Source organism: Pseudomonas sp. P110(2024) (assembly GCF_057480795.1).
In genome coordinates this window covers 60014-76718 of record NZ_JBLIYT010000013.1, presented here as the reverse complement: position 1 = coordinate 76718, position 16705 = coordinate 60014, and the positions used below count along the sequence as shown (strand labels likewise).

At 65.2% G+C, this 16705-nt stretch carries 16 protein-coding genes; 8 read left to right on the top strand and 8 right to left on the bottom strand.

The genetic code is table 11. The features are described 5' to 3' along the window. Window positions 1-49: 49 nt before the first annotated feature. Window positions 50-1240, top strand: coding sequence for an MFS transporter (locus AC25ND_RS20550; RefSeq protein WP_028691078.1), 1191 nt, complete (start codon window positions 50-52; stop codon window positions 1238-1240). Between the two features lie 31 nt (window positions 1241-1271). On the opposite strand, the gene ydiJ is transcribed toward AC25ND_RS20550, so the two are convergent. Then, window positions 1272-4289, bottom strand: coding sequence for a D-2-hydroxyglutarate dehydrogenase YdiJ (ydiJ, locus tag AC25ND_RS20545; RefSeq protein ID WP_028691079.1), 3018 nt, complete (start codon window positions 4287-4289; stop codon window positions 1272-1274). 152 nt (window positions 4290-4441) lie between these two features. Here ydiJ and AC25ND_RS20540 point away from each other — a divergent pair, with 152 nt between their 5' ends. Next, window positions 4442-5323 carry a LysR substrate-binding domain-containing protein gene (locus AC25ND_RS20540; RefSeq protein ID WP_028691080.1) on the top strand — a complete coding sequence of 294 codons (882 nt, stop codon included), beginning with the start codon at window positions 4442-4444 and terminating at the stop codon, window positions 5321-5323. A 71-nt stretch (window positions 5324-5394) separates the two neighbouring features. On the opposite strand, the gene AC25ND_RS20535 is transcribed toward AC25ND_RS20540, so the two are convergent. From AC25ND_RS20535 to AC25ND_RS20510, 6 genes are all read right to left on the bottom strand, one after another. Continuing rightward, window positions 5395-6813, bottom strand: a complete 1419-nt coding sequence (locus AC25ND_RS20535) for an amino acid permease (RefSeq protein WP_186596962.1) — start codon at window positions 6811-6813, stop codon at window positions 5395-5397. Between the two features lie 654 nt (window positions 6814-7467). Further along, window positions 7468-8532 carry a 23S rRNA pseudouridine(2605) synthase RluB gene (gene rluB, locus AC25ND_RS20530; protein WP_028691082.1) on the bottom strand — a complete coding sequence of 355 codons (1065 nt, stop codon included), beginning with the start codon at window positions 8530-8532 and terminating at the stop codon, window positions 7468-7470. 174 nt (window positions 8533-8706) lie between these two features. Continuing rightward, window positions 8707-9468 (bottom strand): SMC-Scp complex subunit ScpB, encoded by a 762-nt coding sequence (gene scpB, locus AC25ND_RS20525; protein ID WP_062360641.1) that lies wholly within the window; start codon window positions 9466-9468, stop codon window positions 8707-8709. Window positions 9469-9482: 14 nt separating this feature from the next. Further along, entirely contained in the window at window positions 9483-10301 is an 819-nt protein-coding gene (locus AC25ND_RS20520) for a segregation and condensation protein A (protein WP_486950477.1), read from the bottom strand. Window positions 10302-10306: 5 nt separating this feature from the next. After that, the gene (locus AC25ND_RS20515; RefSeq protein WP_036986145.1) at window positions 10307-10936 is read right to left on the bottom strand and encodes an L-threonylcarbamoyladenylate synthase; all 630 of its coding nucleotides are present in this window, start codon (window positions 10934-10936) and stop codon (window positions 10307-10309) included. Window positions 10937-10949: 13 nt separating this feature from the next. Beyond that, window positions 10950-11810, bottom strand: a complete 861-nt coding sequence (locus AC25ND_RS20510; protein WP_186596958.1) for a PHP domain-containing protein — start codon at window positions 11808-11810, stop codon at window positions 10950-10952. A 67-nt stretch (window positions 11811-11877) separates the two neighbouring features. Here AC25ND_RS20510 and AC25ND_RS20505 point away from each other — a divergent pair, with 67 nt between their 5' ends. The 6 genes from AC25ND_RS20505 to AC25ND_RS20480 all read left to right on the top strand — a co-directional run bounded on the left by AC25ND_RS20505 (window position 11878) and on the right by AC25ND_RS20480 (window position 15944). Continuing rightward, on the top strand, window positions 11878-12474 hold the full coding sequence (locus AC25ND_RS20505; RefSeq protein ID WP_028691087.1) for a septation protein A: 597 nt from the start codon (window positions 11878-11880) through the stop codon (window positions 12472-12474). 1 nt (window position 12475) lies between these two features. Then, the gene (locus AC25ND_RS20500; protein ID WP_028691088.1) at window positions 12476-12775 is read left to right on the top strand and encodes a YciI family protein; all 300 of its coding nucleotides are present in this window, start codon (window positions 12476-12478) and stop codon (window positions 12773-12775) included. A gap of 144 nt (window positions 12776-12919) precedes the next feature. Next, a complete protein-coding gene (locus AC25ND_RS20495; RefSeq protein ID WP_069016763.1) occupies window positions 12920-13312 on the top strand; it encodes an SH3 domain-containing protein in 393 nt (130 codons plus the stop codon). A 7-nt stretch (window positions 13313-13319) separates the two neighbouring features. Further along, a complete protein-coding gene (locus AC25ND_RS20490) occupies window positions 13320-13997 on the top strand; it encodes a response regulator transcription factor (RefSeq protein WP_028691090.1) in 678 nt (225 codons plus the stop codon). A 129-nt stretch (window positions 13998-14126) separates the two neighbouring features. Further along, window positions 14127-14543 carry a Spy/CpxP family protein refolding chaperone gene (locus AC25ND_RS20485; RefSeq protein ID WP_486976563.1) on the top strand — a complete coding sequence of 139 codons (417 nt, stop codon included), beginning with the start codon at window positions 14127-14129 and terminating at the stop codon, window positions 14541-14543. Window positions 14544-14555: 12 nt separating this feature from the next. Then, the gene (locus tag AC25ND_RS20480) at window positions 14556-15944 is read left to right on the top strand and encodes a sensor histidine kinase (protein ID WP_186596954.1); all 1389 of its coding nucleotides are present in this window, start codon (window positions 14556-14558) and stop codon (window positions 15942-15944) included. Window positions 15945-15976: 32 nt separating this feature from the next. Here the strand turns inward: AC25ND_RS20480 and AC25ND_RS20475 are convergent, their stop codons facing one another. Further along, window positions 15977-16534 carry a nitroreductase family protein gene (locus tag AC25ND_RS20475; RefSeq protein WP_028691093.1) on the bottom strand — a complete coding sequence of 186 codons (558 nt, stop codon included), beginning with the start codon at window positions 16532-16534 and terminating at the stop codon, window positions 15977-15979. Between the last annotated feature and the right edge of the window lie 171 nt (window positions 16535-16705).

Sequence of the window (16705 nt, the reverse complement as noted above, 5' to 3'; positions counted from 1 at the left end):
ACCAGGCTATGATGACCGCGCCTTGGTCTTATCGTTTCCGGAATCCTTCATGCTTGAGCAGCGCCCCTCCTCCCTCAGGACCACCGCCCAGGTCGTCGCCATTGTCATCTTCACCTTCATCGGCTACCTGAACATCGGCATCCCGCTGGCTGTACTGCCCAGCTACGTGCACAACGACCTTGGCTTCAGCGCCGTGGTTGCCGGCCTGGTCATCAGCGTGCAGTACCTGGCCACCCTGCTCAGCCGCCCCACTGCGAGCCGCATCATCGACAACCTGGGTAGCAAGCGGGCCGTGATGTGGGGCCTGGCCGGCTGTGGCCTGAGCGGAGTGTTCATGCTGGCCTGCCACTTCCTCACACCCTGGCCCTGGCTGAGCCTTGCCTGCTTGCTGGTCGGACGCCTGGTGCTGGGTAGCGCCGAAAGCCTGGTGGGCTCGGGCTCGATCGGCTGGGGCATCGGCCGGGTCGGCTCGCAGAATACCGCCAAGGTGATTTCCTGGAACGGCATCGCCAGCTATGGCGCCCTGGCGATCGGTGCACCCCTGGGAGTACTGATGGCCAAGAGCCTTGGCCTGTGGAGTATCGGCGCCAGCATCATCCTGCTCGGCGTGCTCGGCCTGCTGCTGGCCTGGCCCAAGCGCGCCGCGCCGGTGGTCGCCGGCGTGCGCCTGCCGTTCATGCGAGTGCTGGGCAAGGTGTTCCCCCATGGTTCGGGGCTGGCCCTGGGTTCGATCGGCTTCGGCACCATCGCCACCTTCATCACGCTGTTCTATGCCAGCCGTGACTGGCCCAACGCCGCGCTGACCCTGAGCCTGTTCGGTGCCAGCTTCATCTGCGCGCGCCTGCTTTTCGGCAACCTTATCAACCGCATCGGCGGCTTCCGCGTGGCGATCGCCTGCCTGTCGATTGAGACCCTGGGGTTGCTGATGCTGTGGCTCGCCTCCAGCGCCGAGATGGCCCTGGCCGGTGCGGCGCTGAGCGGTTTCGGATTCTCACTGGTTTTTCCCGCGTTAGGGGTGGAAGCCGTGAACCAGGTGTCGCCAGCCAACCGCGGCGCGGCGGTGGGGGCCTATTCCCTGTTCATCGACCTGTCGCTGGGGATCACCGGGCCGCTGGTGGGCGCAGTGGCGGCGGGGTTCGGATTTGCCTCGATGTTCCTGTTCGCGGCGGCAGCAGCGGGATGCGGGTTGTTGTTGAGTTGTTATCTGTACCGACAAGCTCGACTGCAACGGGAGCGATAAACCGGGGGCGCTATGCGCCCCCAGCAATTGACTAGCGCTGCGCGTACTGCAACACCACCTCCAATGGATGACGCAACTGCTTCTCGGTCATGCGCTTGACCTGGCTGCGGCACGAGTAGCCGGTCGCCAATGCCTCACCCTGCTTGTCCAGCTTGGTCGCCCAGGACTGCTCGAAGATGGTCTTCGAGGTTTCCTGGTTGCGCGCTTCATGCCCATAGGTACCGGACATGCCGCAGCAACCGGTGACCTCGGTGACCAGCTTCAGCCCCAGGCGGGCGAACACCTGCTCCCACTGCTTGGTACTGGCTGGCACATTGGTTTTCTCGGTGCAGTGGGCCATCAGGCGGAAGCTGTCGCCCTTGGCCGGCGCCTGCTCGGGCAGCACGTTCATCAGCCACTCCTGGGGCAGCAGCACCGACGGGCACTCCACGCCATCGACCTTCTGGTACTCCTGGCGGTAGACCAGGGTCATCGCCGGATCCAGCCCCACCAACGGCACGCCGCAGTCGGCCAGGGCCTTGAGCTGGGTGGCGTTGCGCAACGCCGCCTTCGCGAAGGCACCGAGGAAACCCTGCACGTGCAACGGCTTGCCGTTGGCGCTATAGGGCGCGAGGAACACCTTGTGCCCCAGGCGGTGGGCCAGCTCGATGAACGAGGCCAACAGTGGCGTCTCGAAATAGCGGGTGAAGGCATCCTGCACCAGCACGATGCTGCGCTCGCGCTGGGCCGGGGTCAGCTCACGCAGGGCCGGCACGCTCGCCACCTGGACCCGGCAACGGGTCAGGGTGGCCTGGAAGTTGAAACGGCTGATCAGCGGGCTGTCGACCATGCCGACCTTGTCCGCCAGCAGCCTGCTCACCCACTTCGAGCCCATCACCGCGTTGTACAGGCCCGGCGCATGGGCCAGGTACGGGATGGTGAACTCCAGCGAGCCGATCAGGTAATCGCGCAACGGGCGCTGGTAGCGGCCGTGGTACAGCTCGAGGAAGCGCGAGCGGAAATCCGGCACGTTGACCTTGATCGGGCACTGCCCGGCGCAGGACTTGCACGCCAGGCAGCCGGCCATGGCGTCGTATACCTCGTGGGAGAAGTCTTCCTGTCCCTGCTGGCGCGCACGGCTGTTGCGCAGGCGCGCCGGCAGCCCCATGAACCAGGCCCCCTTGCGTTGGGCGGCGGCGAGCACATCGATGTTCGCCTCGCCCTGCAGACGCAGCCATTCGCGGATCAGCGAAGCACGCCCCTTGGGTGAGTGCTGGCGTTCACGGGTGGCCTTCCACGACGGGCACATGGCGTCGTTGGGGTCGTAGTTGTAGCAGGCGCCGTTGCCGTTGCAGTGCACGGCGCTGCCGAAGCTTTGCCAGACGCGCTCGTCGATACTGCGGTCCAGGTCACCGCGCAGGGTAACGCCATCCACGGGGGTCAGGCCTTCGGCGCTGTCAGGCGGGGTGCAGATCTTGCCTGGGTTGAGCTGGTTGTGCGGGTCGAAGGCGCCCTTGAGACGCTGCAGCGCCGGGTACAGTTCGCCGAAGTATTCCGGTACGTACTCCGAGCGCAGGCCTTTGCCATGCTCGCCCCAGAGCAGGCCGCCATAGCGCTGGGTCAGCGCCGCCACGGCATCGGAGATCGGCTTGACCAGCGCGGCCTGGGCCGGGTCCTTCATGTCCAGCGCCGGACGCACGTGCAGCACGCCGGCATCGACATGGCCAAACATGCCGTAGGCAAGGCCGTAACCGTCAAGCAGCGCGCGGAAGTCGGCGATGTAGTCAGCCAGCTGCTCCGGCGGCACGGCGGTGTCCTCGACGAACGGCTGTGGCCGCACTTCGCCCTCGACGTTGCCCAGCAGCCCCACCGAACGCTTGCGCATGGTGTAGACCCGGGTGACCGCCTCGGCGCCCTCCGCCAGGGTATGCCCCAGGCGCTCGACGCTGGTGTCGCGCTGCAGGTGGGCGACGAACGCCTCGACCCGGGCATTGACCTCGGCCGGCTCGTCGCCACAGAACTCCACCAGGTTGATACCCAGCGTCGGGCGCTCGGCGTCGGCCGGGAAATACTCGGCGACGCTGTGCCAGACGATGTCCTTCATCGCCAGCATCAGCACCTTGGAGTCAACGGTCTCGATCGACAGCGGCTTGTGCGCCATCAGCGCATTGGCGTCGCGCAGGGCGTCCATGAAGCTGGTGTAGCGCACGTTGACCAGCACCGCGTACTTCGGGATCGGCAGCACATTGAGCTTGGCCTCGACCACATAGCCCAGCGAGCCTTCGGCGCCGCACAGCACGCTATTGAGGTTGAAGCGACCCTGCTCGTCGCGCAGGTGCGCCAGGTCGTAGCCGGTCAGGCAGCGGTTGAGCTTGGGGAAGGTGCTTTCGATCAGCCCGGCCTGGGTTTGCTGGATCTCGCGGGCCATGCGGTACACCTCGCCGACCCGGCCGGGCGCGGCGCAGGCCTGCTCCAGCGTCGCGTCGTCGATCGGCAGGCTGTGCAGACGCTCGCCACCGAGCAGCACACTGTGCAGCTCGAGCACGTGGTCGCGGGTCTTGCCATAGGTGCAACTGCCCTGGCCGCTGGCGTCGGTGTTGATCATGCCGCCGACGGTGGCGCGGTTGGAGGTCGACAACTCTGGCGCGAAGAACAGCCCATGGGGCTTGAGCGCGGCGTTGAGCTGGTCCTTGACGACGCCCGCCTGGACCCGCACCCAGCGCTGCTCGACGTTGATCTCGAGAATGCTGTTCATGTGCCGCGACAGGTCGACGACGATGCCGTCGGTCAGCGACTGGCCGTTGGTGCCGGTGCCACCGCCACGCGGGGTCAGCTTGATATCGCGAAAGCGCGGCTCGGCCATGAGCGTGGCGACCCGCGCCACATCGTCGGCATCCAATGGGAACACCGCCGCCTGGGGCAGGCGCTGGTAGATGGAGTTGTCAGTGGCCAGCACGGTGCGGGTGCCGTAGTCGGCACTGATCTGACCACGGAAGCCGCTGCTCTTGAGGGCTTCGAGAAACTCGGGATAGTGGGCGGCGGGCGCACGGGGCGGCAGCTGGGCGATCATCGAAGGATGCCTCTTTGATATCGGGCTAATTCACGGAAATCTTGTCACTCCTGCATGAATGACTCATGGGAGGATTTCGAACAGGCCAATGTTCCTGTAGTTTCGCGCCAGGGGCAAATGGATATTCCTGCCGCTATCAATGAGCTTTATGAATGAATTACCGCCACCTCACGCCGTCCATGTCGCTGCTGCTGGCCTTTGAGGCGGCCGCGCGGCATGAAAGCTATACCCGCGCCGCCGCCGAGCTTTCGCTGACCCAGAGCGCGGTGAGCCGCCAGGTGCAGGCGCTGGAGCAACAGTTGGGGCTCACCCTGTTCCGTCGCGAGGGGCGCCAGGTGCAGCTGACTGATGTCGGCCGCCTGTACCAGCGCGAGCTCAGCGAGGCCCTCGGCCGGATCCGCAGCGCCACCTTGCAGGCCCTGGCCTACCAGTCCGGGGTCGGCACCCTGCGCCTGGCGACCCTGCCGACCTTCGGCTCGAAATGGCTGCTGCCGCGCCTGCATGCGTTCTACAGCGCCCACCCCGGCATGCTGGTGCACATTCATTCCCGTATCGAAGCCATCAACTTCGACACCAGCGAGATCGACGCGGCCATCGGCGTGGCCACCCACGACCTGCCCGGACTGGTCTGCCATCGCCTGCACGCCGAGGAACTGGTGGTGATCCTGCCACCCGAAGCCAAGGTGGACGGGCATTGGAACCCGCAAAGGATGAGCGAGGAGGTACTGCTCAACGTCGCCAACAACCCCCATGCCTGGGGAGAGTGGTTTTCCCACCATGCCCTGCCCCACCGGACGATGCGCCTTGGGCCAAGTTTCGAGCTGACCTCGCATTTGATTCAAGCGGTTCGGGCAGGCATAGGCATTGGCCTGGTGCCCAGAATCCTGGTGCAGGAGGAACTGGCCAGCGGCGAACTTTTCAGCCCGGGCACACCGTTTGCCAGCCAACGCAGCTACTACCTGATCTATCCACCCAGGAATGAGGCATTGCCTTCGTTGCGGGCGTTTCGCGGCTGGTTGCTCGAACAGATCTGAGGCCGGCGCAACAACAAAAAACCCGATGCCCGTTACCCGGCATCGGGTTCTTTGTTGGTGCGCCTCAGTGCTTACTTGGCGATGCTGCCAGCAGCGCCATTGGCCTGGGAGCCACGCTTGCTCTTCAGTTGGTAGGCCACATACATCACCACCAGCCATACCGGCATGGCGTACACCGATACCTGGATGCCCGGGATCTGCAGCATGATGCCGAGGATCAGCACCACGAAGGCCAGCACCAGGTAGTTGCCGTACGGGTACCACAGCGCCTTGAACAGCGGCTTCTGGCCGGTGCGGTCGAGGTGCTGGCGGAACTTCAGGTGCGAGTAGCTGATCATCGCCCAGTTGATCACCAGGGTCGCCACCACCAGCGACATCAGCAGCTCCAGGGCGTTCTGCGGCATCAGGTAGTTGAGCAGCACCGCGATCAGGGTCACGGCCGCCGACACCAGGATCGAACGAACCGGCACGCCGCGACGGTCGACCTTGGCCAGCGCCGCCGGGGCATCGCCCTGCTCGGCCATGCCCAGCAGCATGCGGGCATTGCAGTAGGTGCCGCTGTTGTACACCGACAGCGCCGCGGTCAGGACCACGAAGTTCAGCAGGTGCGCGGCCACGTCGCTACCCAGCAGCGAGAAGACCTGGACGAACGGGCTGCTGCCGTAGCTGCCGCCGGAAGCGTCGATGCTCGCCACCAGGCTGTCCCACGGGGTCAGCGACAGCAGCACCACCAGGGCGCCCACGTAGAAAATCAGGATGCGGTAGATGACCTGGTTGATCGCCTTGGGGATCACGGTCTTCGGCTTGTCGGCCTCGGCTGCGGTGAAGCCGAGCATTTCCAGGCCACCGAAGGAGAACATGATGAAGGCCAGGGCCATCACCAGGCCGCTGACGCCATGCGGGAAGAAGCCGCCATGGACCCACAGGTTGGTCACCGACGCTTCCGGGCCGCCACTGCCACTGGTCAGCAAGTAGGCGCCCAGGCCGATCATGCCGACGATAGCGGCGACCTTGATGATCGCGAACCAGAACTCGGCCTCGCCGAAGAACTTCACGTTCATCAGGTTGATGGCGTTGATCAGCAGGAAGAACGCCGCCGCGGTCACCCAGGTCGGGATCTCCGGCCACCAGTAATGGACGTACTTGCCCACTGCCGACAGCTCCGACATGCCCACCAGGATGTACAGCACCCAGCAGTTCCAGCCCGACAAGAAGCCGGCGAAACCACCCCAGTACTTGTGTGCAAAGTGGCTGAACGAGCCGGCCACCGGCTCTTCGACGATCATCTCGCCGAGCTGGCGCATGATCATGAAGGCGATGAAGCCGCAGATCGCATAGCCGAGGATCATCGACGGACCGGCGGACTTCATCACGCCGGCCGAGCCCAGGAACAACCCGGTGCCGATCGCGCCACCCAGGGCGATCAGTTGGATATGGCGGTTCTTCAAGCCACGCTTGAGCTCGCCAGACTGTGAATTATGTCCACTCATGAACGAAGTCACCTGCTTGTTTTTATCTGTGACGGAATCGGACCCACCGCACTCGTGGCGCAGCGGAATGGGCAAGGTGGTTACCTTGGGTTCTTGGACGGGACTGTCCTGACGGGCGAGGTGCCCGGACGGATCAACCGGGTGTCAGCAAGAGTGCGCGGTACGCAAGGGGGTCACAGGTAAAACGCGGCGCATTGTATACCCCTGCAAACGCGCAGGCGTCAACGCGTTGCATCGTTTCCTGTGGAAAAAACGCAGCGGTCCTGGGGTGAAGGCCTGAAAAGGCGGAGTGATCGGCGTACATGGCGCCTCCATTTTGTTGTTTTCGATGCCTGGCTATCCTGCCTGGCTCTGCACACGGCAATGGCGCTATCTCAGCGTTTGGGCAGAGGTTTGGGAAGGGGGGAAAGGGTGTCGGAAAGGCTCTGGCGCGCAAGTCTTGGAAAGATTTTGTGACGAAGAGCGGTAAATCACTGGCAAGCCGAGGAAAAGGCCTCGAATCGTATAATTTTCTTTACATAGTGGTTTGAAAATTTGCCACTGGCCGGGAAAATTTCTGTCTGTTCAGGTACTTGGGGCCGATTTGCCCCGTGCCATAAACCGCAGCCACAAAAAAGCCAGCCCGAAGGCTGGCTCTTTCGCTACCTGGGTGAATCAGCCACGCGGCTTGCCGCGGCCACGGCCGGCAGGCTTGTCGCCCTCGGGACGGGCCGGACGCTTGCGCATCTCGCTCGGGCGCTCGGCCACCGTGCTGCCACGACCACTCTTGCGCGGCGCAGACTCTTCACGCGGCGCGCGCGCCGGGCGCTCGGCCTTACCTTCGGCAGCCGGACGCAAGGTGCGCACACGCTCGCCACGCCCCAGCGGACGGGTCGACTTGCGCTGCAGACGCTCGAGCTTGTCCTTGGCCTTGAGCTTCATCTCCGGCAGCGCCACTGGCTGCAGGCCGACTTCGGCGGCCAGGATGTCGATCTCGCCCTGGCTCATTTCGCGCCAGCGGCCCATCGGCAGGTCGGAGTTGAGGAACACCGGGCCGAAACGCACACGCTTCAGGCGGCTGACCACCACGCCCTGTGATTCCCACAGGCGGCGCACTTCACGGTTGCGGCCTTCCATCACCACGCAGTGGTACCAGTGGTTGAAGCCTTCGCCGCCCGGTGCCTTCTGGATGTCAGTGAACTTGGCCGGACCGTCCTCGAGCACCACGCCGGCCTTGAGGCGATCGATCATGTCGTCGTCGACCTCACCGCGCACACGCACGGCGTACTCGCGGTCCATTTCATAGGACGGGTGCATCAGGCGGTTGGCCAGCTCGCCGTCGGTGGTGAACAGCAGCAGGCCGGTGGTGTTGATGTCCAAACGGCCGATATTGATCCAGCGGCCCTCTTTCGGGCGCGGCAGGCGGTCGAACACGGTCGGGCGGCCTTCCGGGTCGTCACGGGTGCAGATTTCGCCGTCGGGCTTGTTGTACATGATCACGCGGCGGGTCGCCTCGGCGGCCTCGACACGCTTGATCAGCTTGCCGTCTACGGTGATGGCGTCGTGCAGGTCGACGCGCAGGCCCAGGGTGGCCTCGACGCCGTTGACCTTGATACGGCCCTGGCCGATCCAGGCCTCGACGTCACGACGCGAGCCGACGCCGATGCGCGCCAGCACTTTCTGCAGCTTTTCGCCGGACGGCGGGGTAGGTTGTTGGTCTTGCAGGTCTTTGTCACTCATCTGGGCACCTCCCGGTGTAGTAGTGAAAGCGGGCGCGCATCATACGCGGTTCGGCGGGGGAACGCACTGGAGGGTAGAAGGTTTTTGATGATAGCTCTGTAGGTTCCGCCCAAAGGTATGCGTTGGCGATGCCAGCCTCATCGCGGGGCAAGCCCGCTCCCACAAAGCCGGCAGTCAGGCCTTTGGTTCATCCTCGGGCTCGATGGACGCCTCATCGCGCAAATCATCGAAATCGGTCTTGAGCCCCTCTTCCATCGCATCCAGCTCAACCAGCAGCGAGCGAAAACTGGTCTCCTCCTTGGACTCCACCTCTTCGCCCTCCTCGTCCAGGCTGGCATCGGCCATGGCTTGCAGATGCGCTGGCACCGGCGCCTCGTCCGGATCGAGCATCGGTTCAGGCTCCAACTCGCGCAACTCGGCCAATGCCGGCAGCTCGTCGAGGCTCTTGAGGTTGAAGTGATCGAGAAACACCTTGGTGGTGGCGAACATCGCCGGCCGGCCAGGCACCTCGCGGTAGCCGACGATACGGATCCACTCGCGCTCCATCAGGGTCTTGATGATGTTGCTGTTGACCGCCACGCCGCGCACGTCCTCGATCTCGCCACGGGTGATGGGCTGGCGATAGGCGATCAGCGCCATGGTTTCCAGCAGCGCGCGGGAATAGCGCTGCGGGCGCTCCTCCCACAGGCGACCGACCCAGGGCGCATAGTCTTCGCGAATCTGCAGGCGATAGCCGCTGGCCACCTCCTTGAGCTCGAAGGCACGGCCGCTGCAGGACTTGCCCAGCACCTCCAGGGCCTTCTTGAAAACAGCGGGGGCCGGGCGCTCGGCCTCCTCGAACAACTCGTGAAGGCGTTCGAGGGATTGCGGCTTGCCCGAGGCAAGCAGGAAGGCCTCGATCAGCGACGCCAGTTCGCGGGGTTCGTTCAGGTTCATCGGTAGTCGTCAGGTCACTCTGCCCGGGCACGGACGTGGATCGGGGCGAAAGGCTCATTTTGCACGAGTTCGATCAGCGATTCCTTCACCAGTTCGAGAATCGCCATGAAGGTCACCACCACGCCGAGCTTGCCCTCCTCGCGGGTGAACAGTTCGACGAAAGGCACGAAGCCACCGCCCTTGAGGCGTTCGAGCACCTCGCTCATGCGCTCGCGGGTCGACAAGGTCTCGCGGGTGATCTGGTGGCTCTCGAACAGGTCGTTGCGGCGCATGACCTCGGCCATGGACAGCAGGATCTCCTCCAGCGCCACCTCCGGCAGCAGCTTGCGCACCTTGGCCTGGGGCGCCTCGAGGCGCGGCACGACGACGTCGCGGCCAACCCGCGGCAGTTCATCGATGCCTTCGGCGGCAGCCTTGAAGCGCTCGTACTCCTGCAGGCGGCGGATCAGTTCGGCGCGCGGGTCGCCTTCCTCTTCCTCGATCTCGCTGGAGCGCGGCAGCAACATGCGCGACTTGATCTCGGCGAGCATGGCGGCCATCACCAGGTACTCGGCGGCCAGCTCCAGGCGCACGCTCTTCATCAGTTCGACATAGCCCATGTACTGGCGAGTGATCTCGGCCACCGGGATGTCGAGGATGTCGATGTTCTGCTTGCGGATCAGGTACAGCAGCAGATCCAGCGGGCCTTCGAAGGCCTCAAGGATCACTTCCAGCGCGTCCGGCGGGATGTACAGATCCACCGGCAGCTCGGTCAGGGCTTCGCCGTAGACCAGGGCCAATTGCAACTGCTGCGGCGCTTCAGCCTCCAGGGCCGGCGCCTCGGGCGCTTCCAGCTGGCTCACACGTTGACCAGGAACGGCGTGGGGTCGCCGCAGCCTTCACGGATCAGCTCCGGCTCGTCACCGGACAGGTCGATGACGGTCGAAGCCTTCAGGTCGCCGAAGCCACCGTCGATGATCAGGTCGACATGGTGCTCCAGGCGCTGGCGGATCTCGTAGGGATCGGTCATCGGCTCATCGTCACCCGGCAGGATGAGGCTGACGCTCATCAGCGGCTCGCCAAGCTCTTCGAGCAGGGCCAGGACGATGGGGTTGGACGGCACGCGCAAGCCGATGGTACGGCGCTTGTCGTGCAACAACAGGCGCGGCACTTCACGGGTGGCGTTGAGGATGAAGGTATAGGGCCCCGGAATGTGCGCCTTGAGCAGGCGGAACGTCGCCGTGTCGATCTTGGCGAAAGTGCCCATCTCGGACAGGTCGCAGCACAGCAGGGTGAAGTTGTGGTTCTTGTCCAACTGGCGCAGGCGGCGCACCCGCTCGATGGCGCCTTTGTCGCCGATCTGGCAGCCCATCGCATAGGCCGAGTCGGTCGGGTAGACCACGACCCCACCCTTGCGGATGATCTCGACCGCCTGCTTGATCAGGCGCGCCTGCGGATTTTCCGCATGGATCTGGAAAAATTGGCTCACGTAGTCGTCCTGTTCATACCGCCATAGGCTGTTCATGTCGGAATCGGCGCCACAGGGGTGGCAGGTCCTCGGGCAATGGCCGGTAGGCACCGATCTCGCCCCAGGTGCCAGGGCCGTGGAAGTCACTGCCGGCGCTTGCCAGCAAGCCGAACTCACGGGTAAGGATCGACATGGTCCCCACCTGCTCGGGCGGCATCATCCCATTGACCACCTCCAGCGCCTGCCCTCCTGCCTGAATATAGTCGGCAATCAGCCGTCTGCGCTTGCTGCGGGTCAGTTCGTAGTGCATGGGATGGGCCAGGCTCACCCAGGCATTGGACTGGCGCAACGTGGCGACAGTTTCCTCCAGCGTCGGCCAGTGCAGCTTGACGTCCCCCAACTTGCCGGCGCCCAGCCACTTGCGAAAGGCCTCGCCACGGTCCTTGACGAAACCTGCGCGCACCAGGAATTCGGCGAAGTGCGGGCGCGCCGGAGCGTTGCCGCTGTCACCCAGCTCCTGCTGCACGGCGCGCGCGCCGTCCAGCGCGCCGGGCATGCCCTTGGCCGCCAGCTTGCGGTCGATTTCCTCGGCGCGCAGCCAGCGGCCACGGTGCAGGTTGTCGATGGCCTCGAGCAAGGGCGCGGCACCGAGCGGAAAATCGTAACCCAGCACATGGATGGTGGCGCCGCCCCAGGTGCACGACAACTCCACCCCACTGATCCACTGCATGCCGTTGTCCAGGCAGGCCTGGCGGGCCTCGGGCAGGCCTTCGAGGGTGTCGTGGTCGGTGAGAGACAGCATCCGCACCCCGTGCTCATGGGCCCGGGCGACCAGTGCCGTGGGCGACATGGCGCCGTCGGAGGCCGTGCTGTGACAGTGCAGATCAACATTCATGGAGGAGCGCTTTCGCAGGAATCGATGTTTGTTATTATGCCGTCACATCCCGCTTCTGGCTGCCACTGTGAAACAATTCATCGATTTCATCCCGCTGCTGCTGTTCTTCATTGTCTACAAACTGGACCCGCGCCCGGTCGAATTCGCCGGCCACGGCTTCGAGTTTGGCGGGATCTACAGCGCCACCGCCATGCTGATCGCCAGCTCCGTGGTGGTCTACGGCGCGCTGTTCCTGCGCCACGGCAAGCTGGAAAAGGGCCAGTTGCTGACCCTGGTCGCCTGCCTGGTGTTCGGCGGCCTGACCCTGGCCTTCCACAGCGAGACCTTCCTCAAATGGAAGGCGCCGGTGGTCAACTGGCTGTTCGCCCTGGCCTTCGCCGGCAGCCACTTCATCGGTGACCGGGTGCTGATCAAGCGCATCATGGGCCACGCCCTGACACTCCCTGAAACAGTCTGGACCCGCCTGAACCTGGCGTGGATCGGCTTCTTCCTGGTGTGCGGCGCCGCCAACCTGTTCGTCGCCTTCACCTTCCAGGACATCTGGGTCGACTTCAAGGTGTTCGGCAGCCTGGGCATGACCGTGCTGTTCCTGGTGGCCCAGGGTGTCTACCTGTCGCGTCACCTGCACGATACCGACCCTTCCACCTCCAAACCCAAGGACTGACATGCTCTACGCCATCATCGCCAGCGACGTCGAAAACTCCCTGGAAAAACGCCTGGCCGCACGCCCCGCCCATATTGAGCGCCTGCAACAGCTCAAGGCCGAGGGCCGTGTGGTGCTTGCCGGCCCGCACCCTGCCATCGACAGCAACGACCCGGGAGCCGCCGGTTTCAGCGGCAGCCTGATCGTCGCCGAGTTCGATTCGCTGGCGTCGGCCCAGGCCTGGGCCGACGCCGACCCGTACATCGCCGCGGGCGTCTACGACAAGGTCGTGGTCAAGCCATTCAAGCAAGTCCTGCCATAAACGGGCTGTTGAGCACAGGCCTTGTGGTAGCAGGCCAAGGCCGCGCCGACAAAGCCTGCTTCTTGCCACACCCCGCGCTGCGCTATTCATAAATTCCGACAACCGGCCGACAACCTCCTGAATCGATACGAATCAGGAGTTCCAATGCGTCAAGGTCCGATGTCCCTGCTGCTTTGCCTGTTGCTGTCGTCCCCTTTCGCCGCGGCCGAACAGCCGCTGTCGCTGGAAGCCGGGGCGCGGATCACCGAGCTGCAGCAGCGCCTGGAAGAAAGCGAGAAACAGCGCGACGCGCTGACCCTGCAACTGCAGAACCAGGACAACGAGCGCGAAAGCGCCCAACTCTCGCGCCTGCGCCAGGACAACCAGCGTCTGAAGCTGGCGGTCAAGGAGCTGCAGGCCGCCAGCAGCGCGCCCCAGCGCCTGCTCACCGACCAGCAGCAGTGGTTCCTGATCGGTTCGGTCGTTGCACTGTTGTCGGCAGTCTGCGGTATCTTAGCCAGCGGCGGACACAGAAGACGCCGGCAATGGTTGAATTGAGTGAGACATGAGCGAGCTGTTACTGATTGATGATGACCAGGAACTGTGCGAGCTGCTCGGCAGCTGGCTGACCCAGGAAGGGTTTGCGGTGCGCGCCTGCCACGATGGCCAGAGTGCGCGCCAGGCCTTGGCCACCCACGCCCCGGCGGCGGTGGTGCTGGATGTCATGCTGCCCGATGGCAGCGGCCTGGAACTGCTCAAACAGTTGCGCAGCGAGCACACCGACCTGCCGGTGCTGATGCTCTCGGCCCGGGGCGAGCCGCTGGACCGCATCCTCGGCCTGGAGCTGGGCGCCGACGACTACCTGGCCAAGCCCTGCGACCCCCGCGAGCTCACCGCCCGCCTGCGCGCCGTGCTGCGCCGCAGCCACCCCAGCGCGCCCAGCAGCCAGGTCGAGATCGGCGACCTGACCTTCAGCCCGGTGCGTGGCGTGGTCAGCATCGACGAGCGCGAGATGACCCTTACGCTGTCCGAGAGCCGCATCCTCGAGGCGCTGCTGCGCCAGCCCGGCGAGCCGCTGGACAAGCAGGAACTGGCGCAGATCGGCCTGGGTCGCAAGCTCACGCTTTATGACCGCAGCCTGGACATGCACGTCAGCAACCTGCGCAAGAAGATCGGCCCGCACCCGGATGGCCGCCCGCGCATCGTTGCCCTGCGCAGCCGCGGCTACTACTACAGCTTGTAGGCGTTGGGGGGCCGCTTCGCGCCCCCGCTCATCTTTACCCAGCCTTTACCCTCGCCTGACCGCCCTTGACCTTGATCTCCCTAGACTGGGCTCATCCGGTAACCGCCGGCCCCTGAAAGGAGAGACACCATGCGCAAGACCCTGATCGCCCTGATGTTCGCCGCCGCCCTGCCGACCGTGGCCATGGCCATGCCTGACGGCGGCCCGCGCCACGACGGCCCCCATCATCGCGGTGACGCGCCTTTCGCCCAGCTGGACCTGAGCCGCGACCAGCGCCAGCAGATCGGCAAGCTGACGGGCGAGCAGATGCAGCAGCGCCGCGACATCACCGAGCGCTACATGGCCAAGCTGCCGGCCGCCGAGCAGAAAGCGATGAAGGACGAACTCAAGGCCAGCCACGACAAGACCGACGGCCAGATTCGCGCCCTGCTCAAGCCCGAGCAGCAGAAGAAGTTCGACGAATTGCAGAAGGAACGCACAGCGCGCAAGGCCGAATGGAAGGAGTTCCAGGCCTGGAAGGCTGAAAAAGCCGGCAAGGCCCAGTAAGCTGTCAGCCCGATGCCCGGCCCGCGCCCCCGCGGGCCGGGCTTTCGCCCTTTCTCGGAGGTGCTCGTCTTGCGTTCACTGTTCTGGCGCATCCTGGCCAGCTTCTGGCTGGCCATCGCCCTGGTCGCCGGGCTGTCGATCCTGCTCGGGCACATGCTCAACCAGGACACCTGGATCCTCAGCCGCCATCCGGGCCTGAACAACTTGGCCAGTCACTGGGCCCAACACTATGAACAGGACGGCCTGGAGTCGTCACAGCGCTTCCTGGAGCGACGCAAGCAGCGCTACAAGATCGACGTGCAGGTGCTCGACGACAGCGGCGATGCCGTGGTGCCCGGTACCTTCCCGCGCCGCGCCGCCGCCTTCGAGGCGCGCCAGCACAACGACGAGCGCCGCCTGCCCTGGCGCCGCCTGACCGAGGAATACACCAGCCCCACCAGCGGCGAGACCTATCTGCTGATCTACCGCATTCCCCACCCCGAACTGGCCGCCTGGCACCGCGAGAGCCTGATCTGGCCGCTCAGCGCCCTGGGGATCGCCCTGGTGGTACTGACCCTGTTCAGCCTGCTGGTCACCCTGTCGATCACCCGACCGCTCAGCCGCCTGCGCGGCGCGGTGCACGACCTTGGACAGACCAGTTACCAGCAGAACAGCCTGGCGCGGCTGGCAGTGCGCCGCGACGAGTTCGGCGTGCTGGCCAACGATTTCAACAAGATGGGCGCGCGCCTGCAGAGCCTGATCGGCAGCCAGCGCCAGCTGCTGCGCGATGTATCCCACGAATTGCGCTCGCCGCTGGCGCGGCTGCGCATCGCCCTGGCCCTGGCCGAACGCGCCGAACCGCAGCAGCGCCAGGCCCTGTGGCCGCGGCTGACCCGCGAGTGCGATCGTCTGGAAGACCTGATCAGCGAGATCCTGGTGCTGGCCCGGGTCGATGCCGACCAGGCCCATGCCGAGCCCGTTGACCTCAATGCCTTGCTGGGCGGCGTGCGCAAGGACGCCCAACTGTCAGCGCCGGAACAGGACGTGCGACTGGAGGCGCAGGCAGGCCTGACCTTGCACGGCTGGCCGACCTTGATCGAACGGGCGGTGGACAATTTATTGCGCAATGCCCTGCGCTTCAATCCGGCCGGGCAGCCGATCGAGGTGCATGCCCGCCGCGAACAGGATCGCATCGTGCTGAGCGTGCGCGATCATGGGCCGGGGGTGGCGGCAGAGCACCTGGCGCAGTTGGGCGAGCCGTTCTTCCGGGCGCCGGGGCAGGAGGCGCCGGGGCATGGCCTGGGGCTGGCGATTGCGCGCAAGGCGGCTGAGCGCCATGGCGGAAGCCTGGTGCTGGGCAATCATCCGCAGGGTGGGTTCATTGCGACGCTGGCGCTTCCCTGCAACCTCAGTGCTGGCTGACAAATCGCGGGGCCGCAGAGCGGCCCCAATGCTCACTCGCCCCAGGCGCTGACGTACCGCGCCGTCTCCAGGACCGGCGCCGTGCGCGGCTCGCCCATCGGCGTGCCGACATACAGGTAGCCGACCACCTCTTCACTCGCCTCAAGGCCCAAGCCCTCGTGCACATGGGCGTCGTACGCCATGTCGCCGGTGCGCCACACGGCGCCGATACCCTGGGCGTGGGCGGAAACGAGGATGCCGTGGGCGGCGCAGCCGGCGGCCAGGCGCTGCTCGATCTTCGGCACCTTGAAATGATCCTGCAAGCGGGCGATCACCACGATCAGCAACGGCGCCCGCAGCGGCATCGCCCGGGCCTTGTCCAGCGCGGCCGGAGTGGCATCGCCCTTGGCCTGCACCGCCTCGGCGAACAGCTCGCCGAGCTTCTCGCGGCCCTGCCCCTCGATAGTCAGGAAGCGCCAGGGACGTAACTGGCCATGGTCCGGCGCACGTAGCGCGGCCTGGAACAGGGCCTCGCGCTGGGCGGCATTGGGCGCCGGTTCAGTCAGGCGTGGCACGGAAACACGGTTGAGCAATGCGTCGAGAGCCTCCACGGGCTACCCTCCTGGCAGATTGGAAGTGCGGCCATTCTGCACCATAGCGCCGCCCTTGTGGGAGCGGGATTGCCCTGTCGCAGGAGCAGCAGCGCTTCCACGACACGCTCAATCGTACGTTTACATCACCTCCCCCACAGGTAGAATGACGCCCTTTCCGTAGCGAGTCAG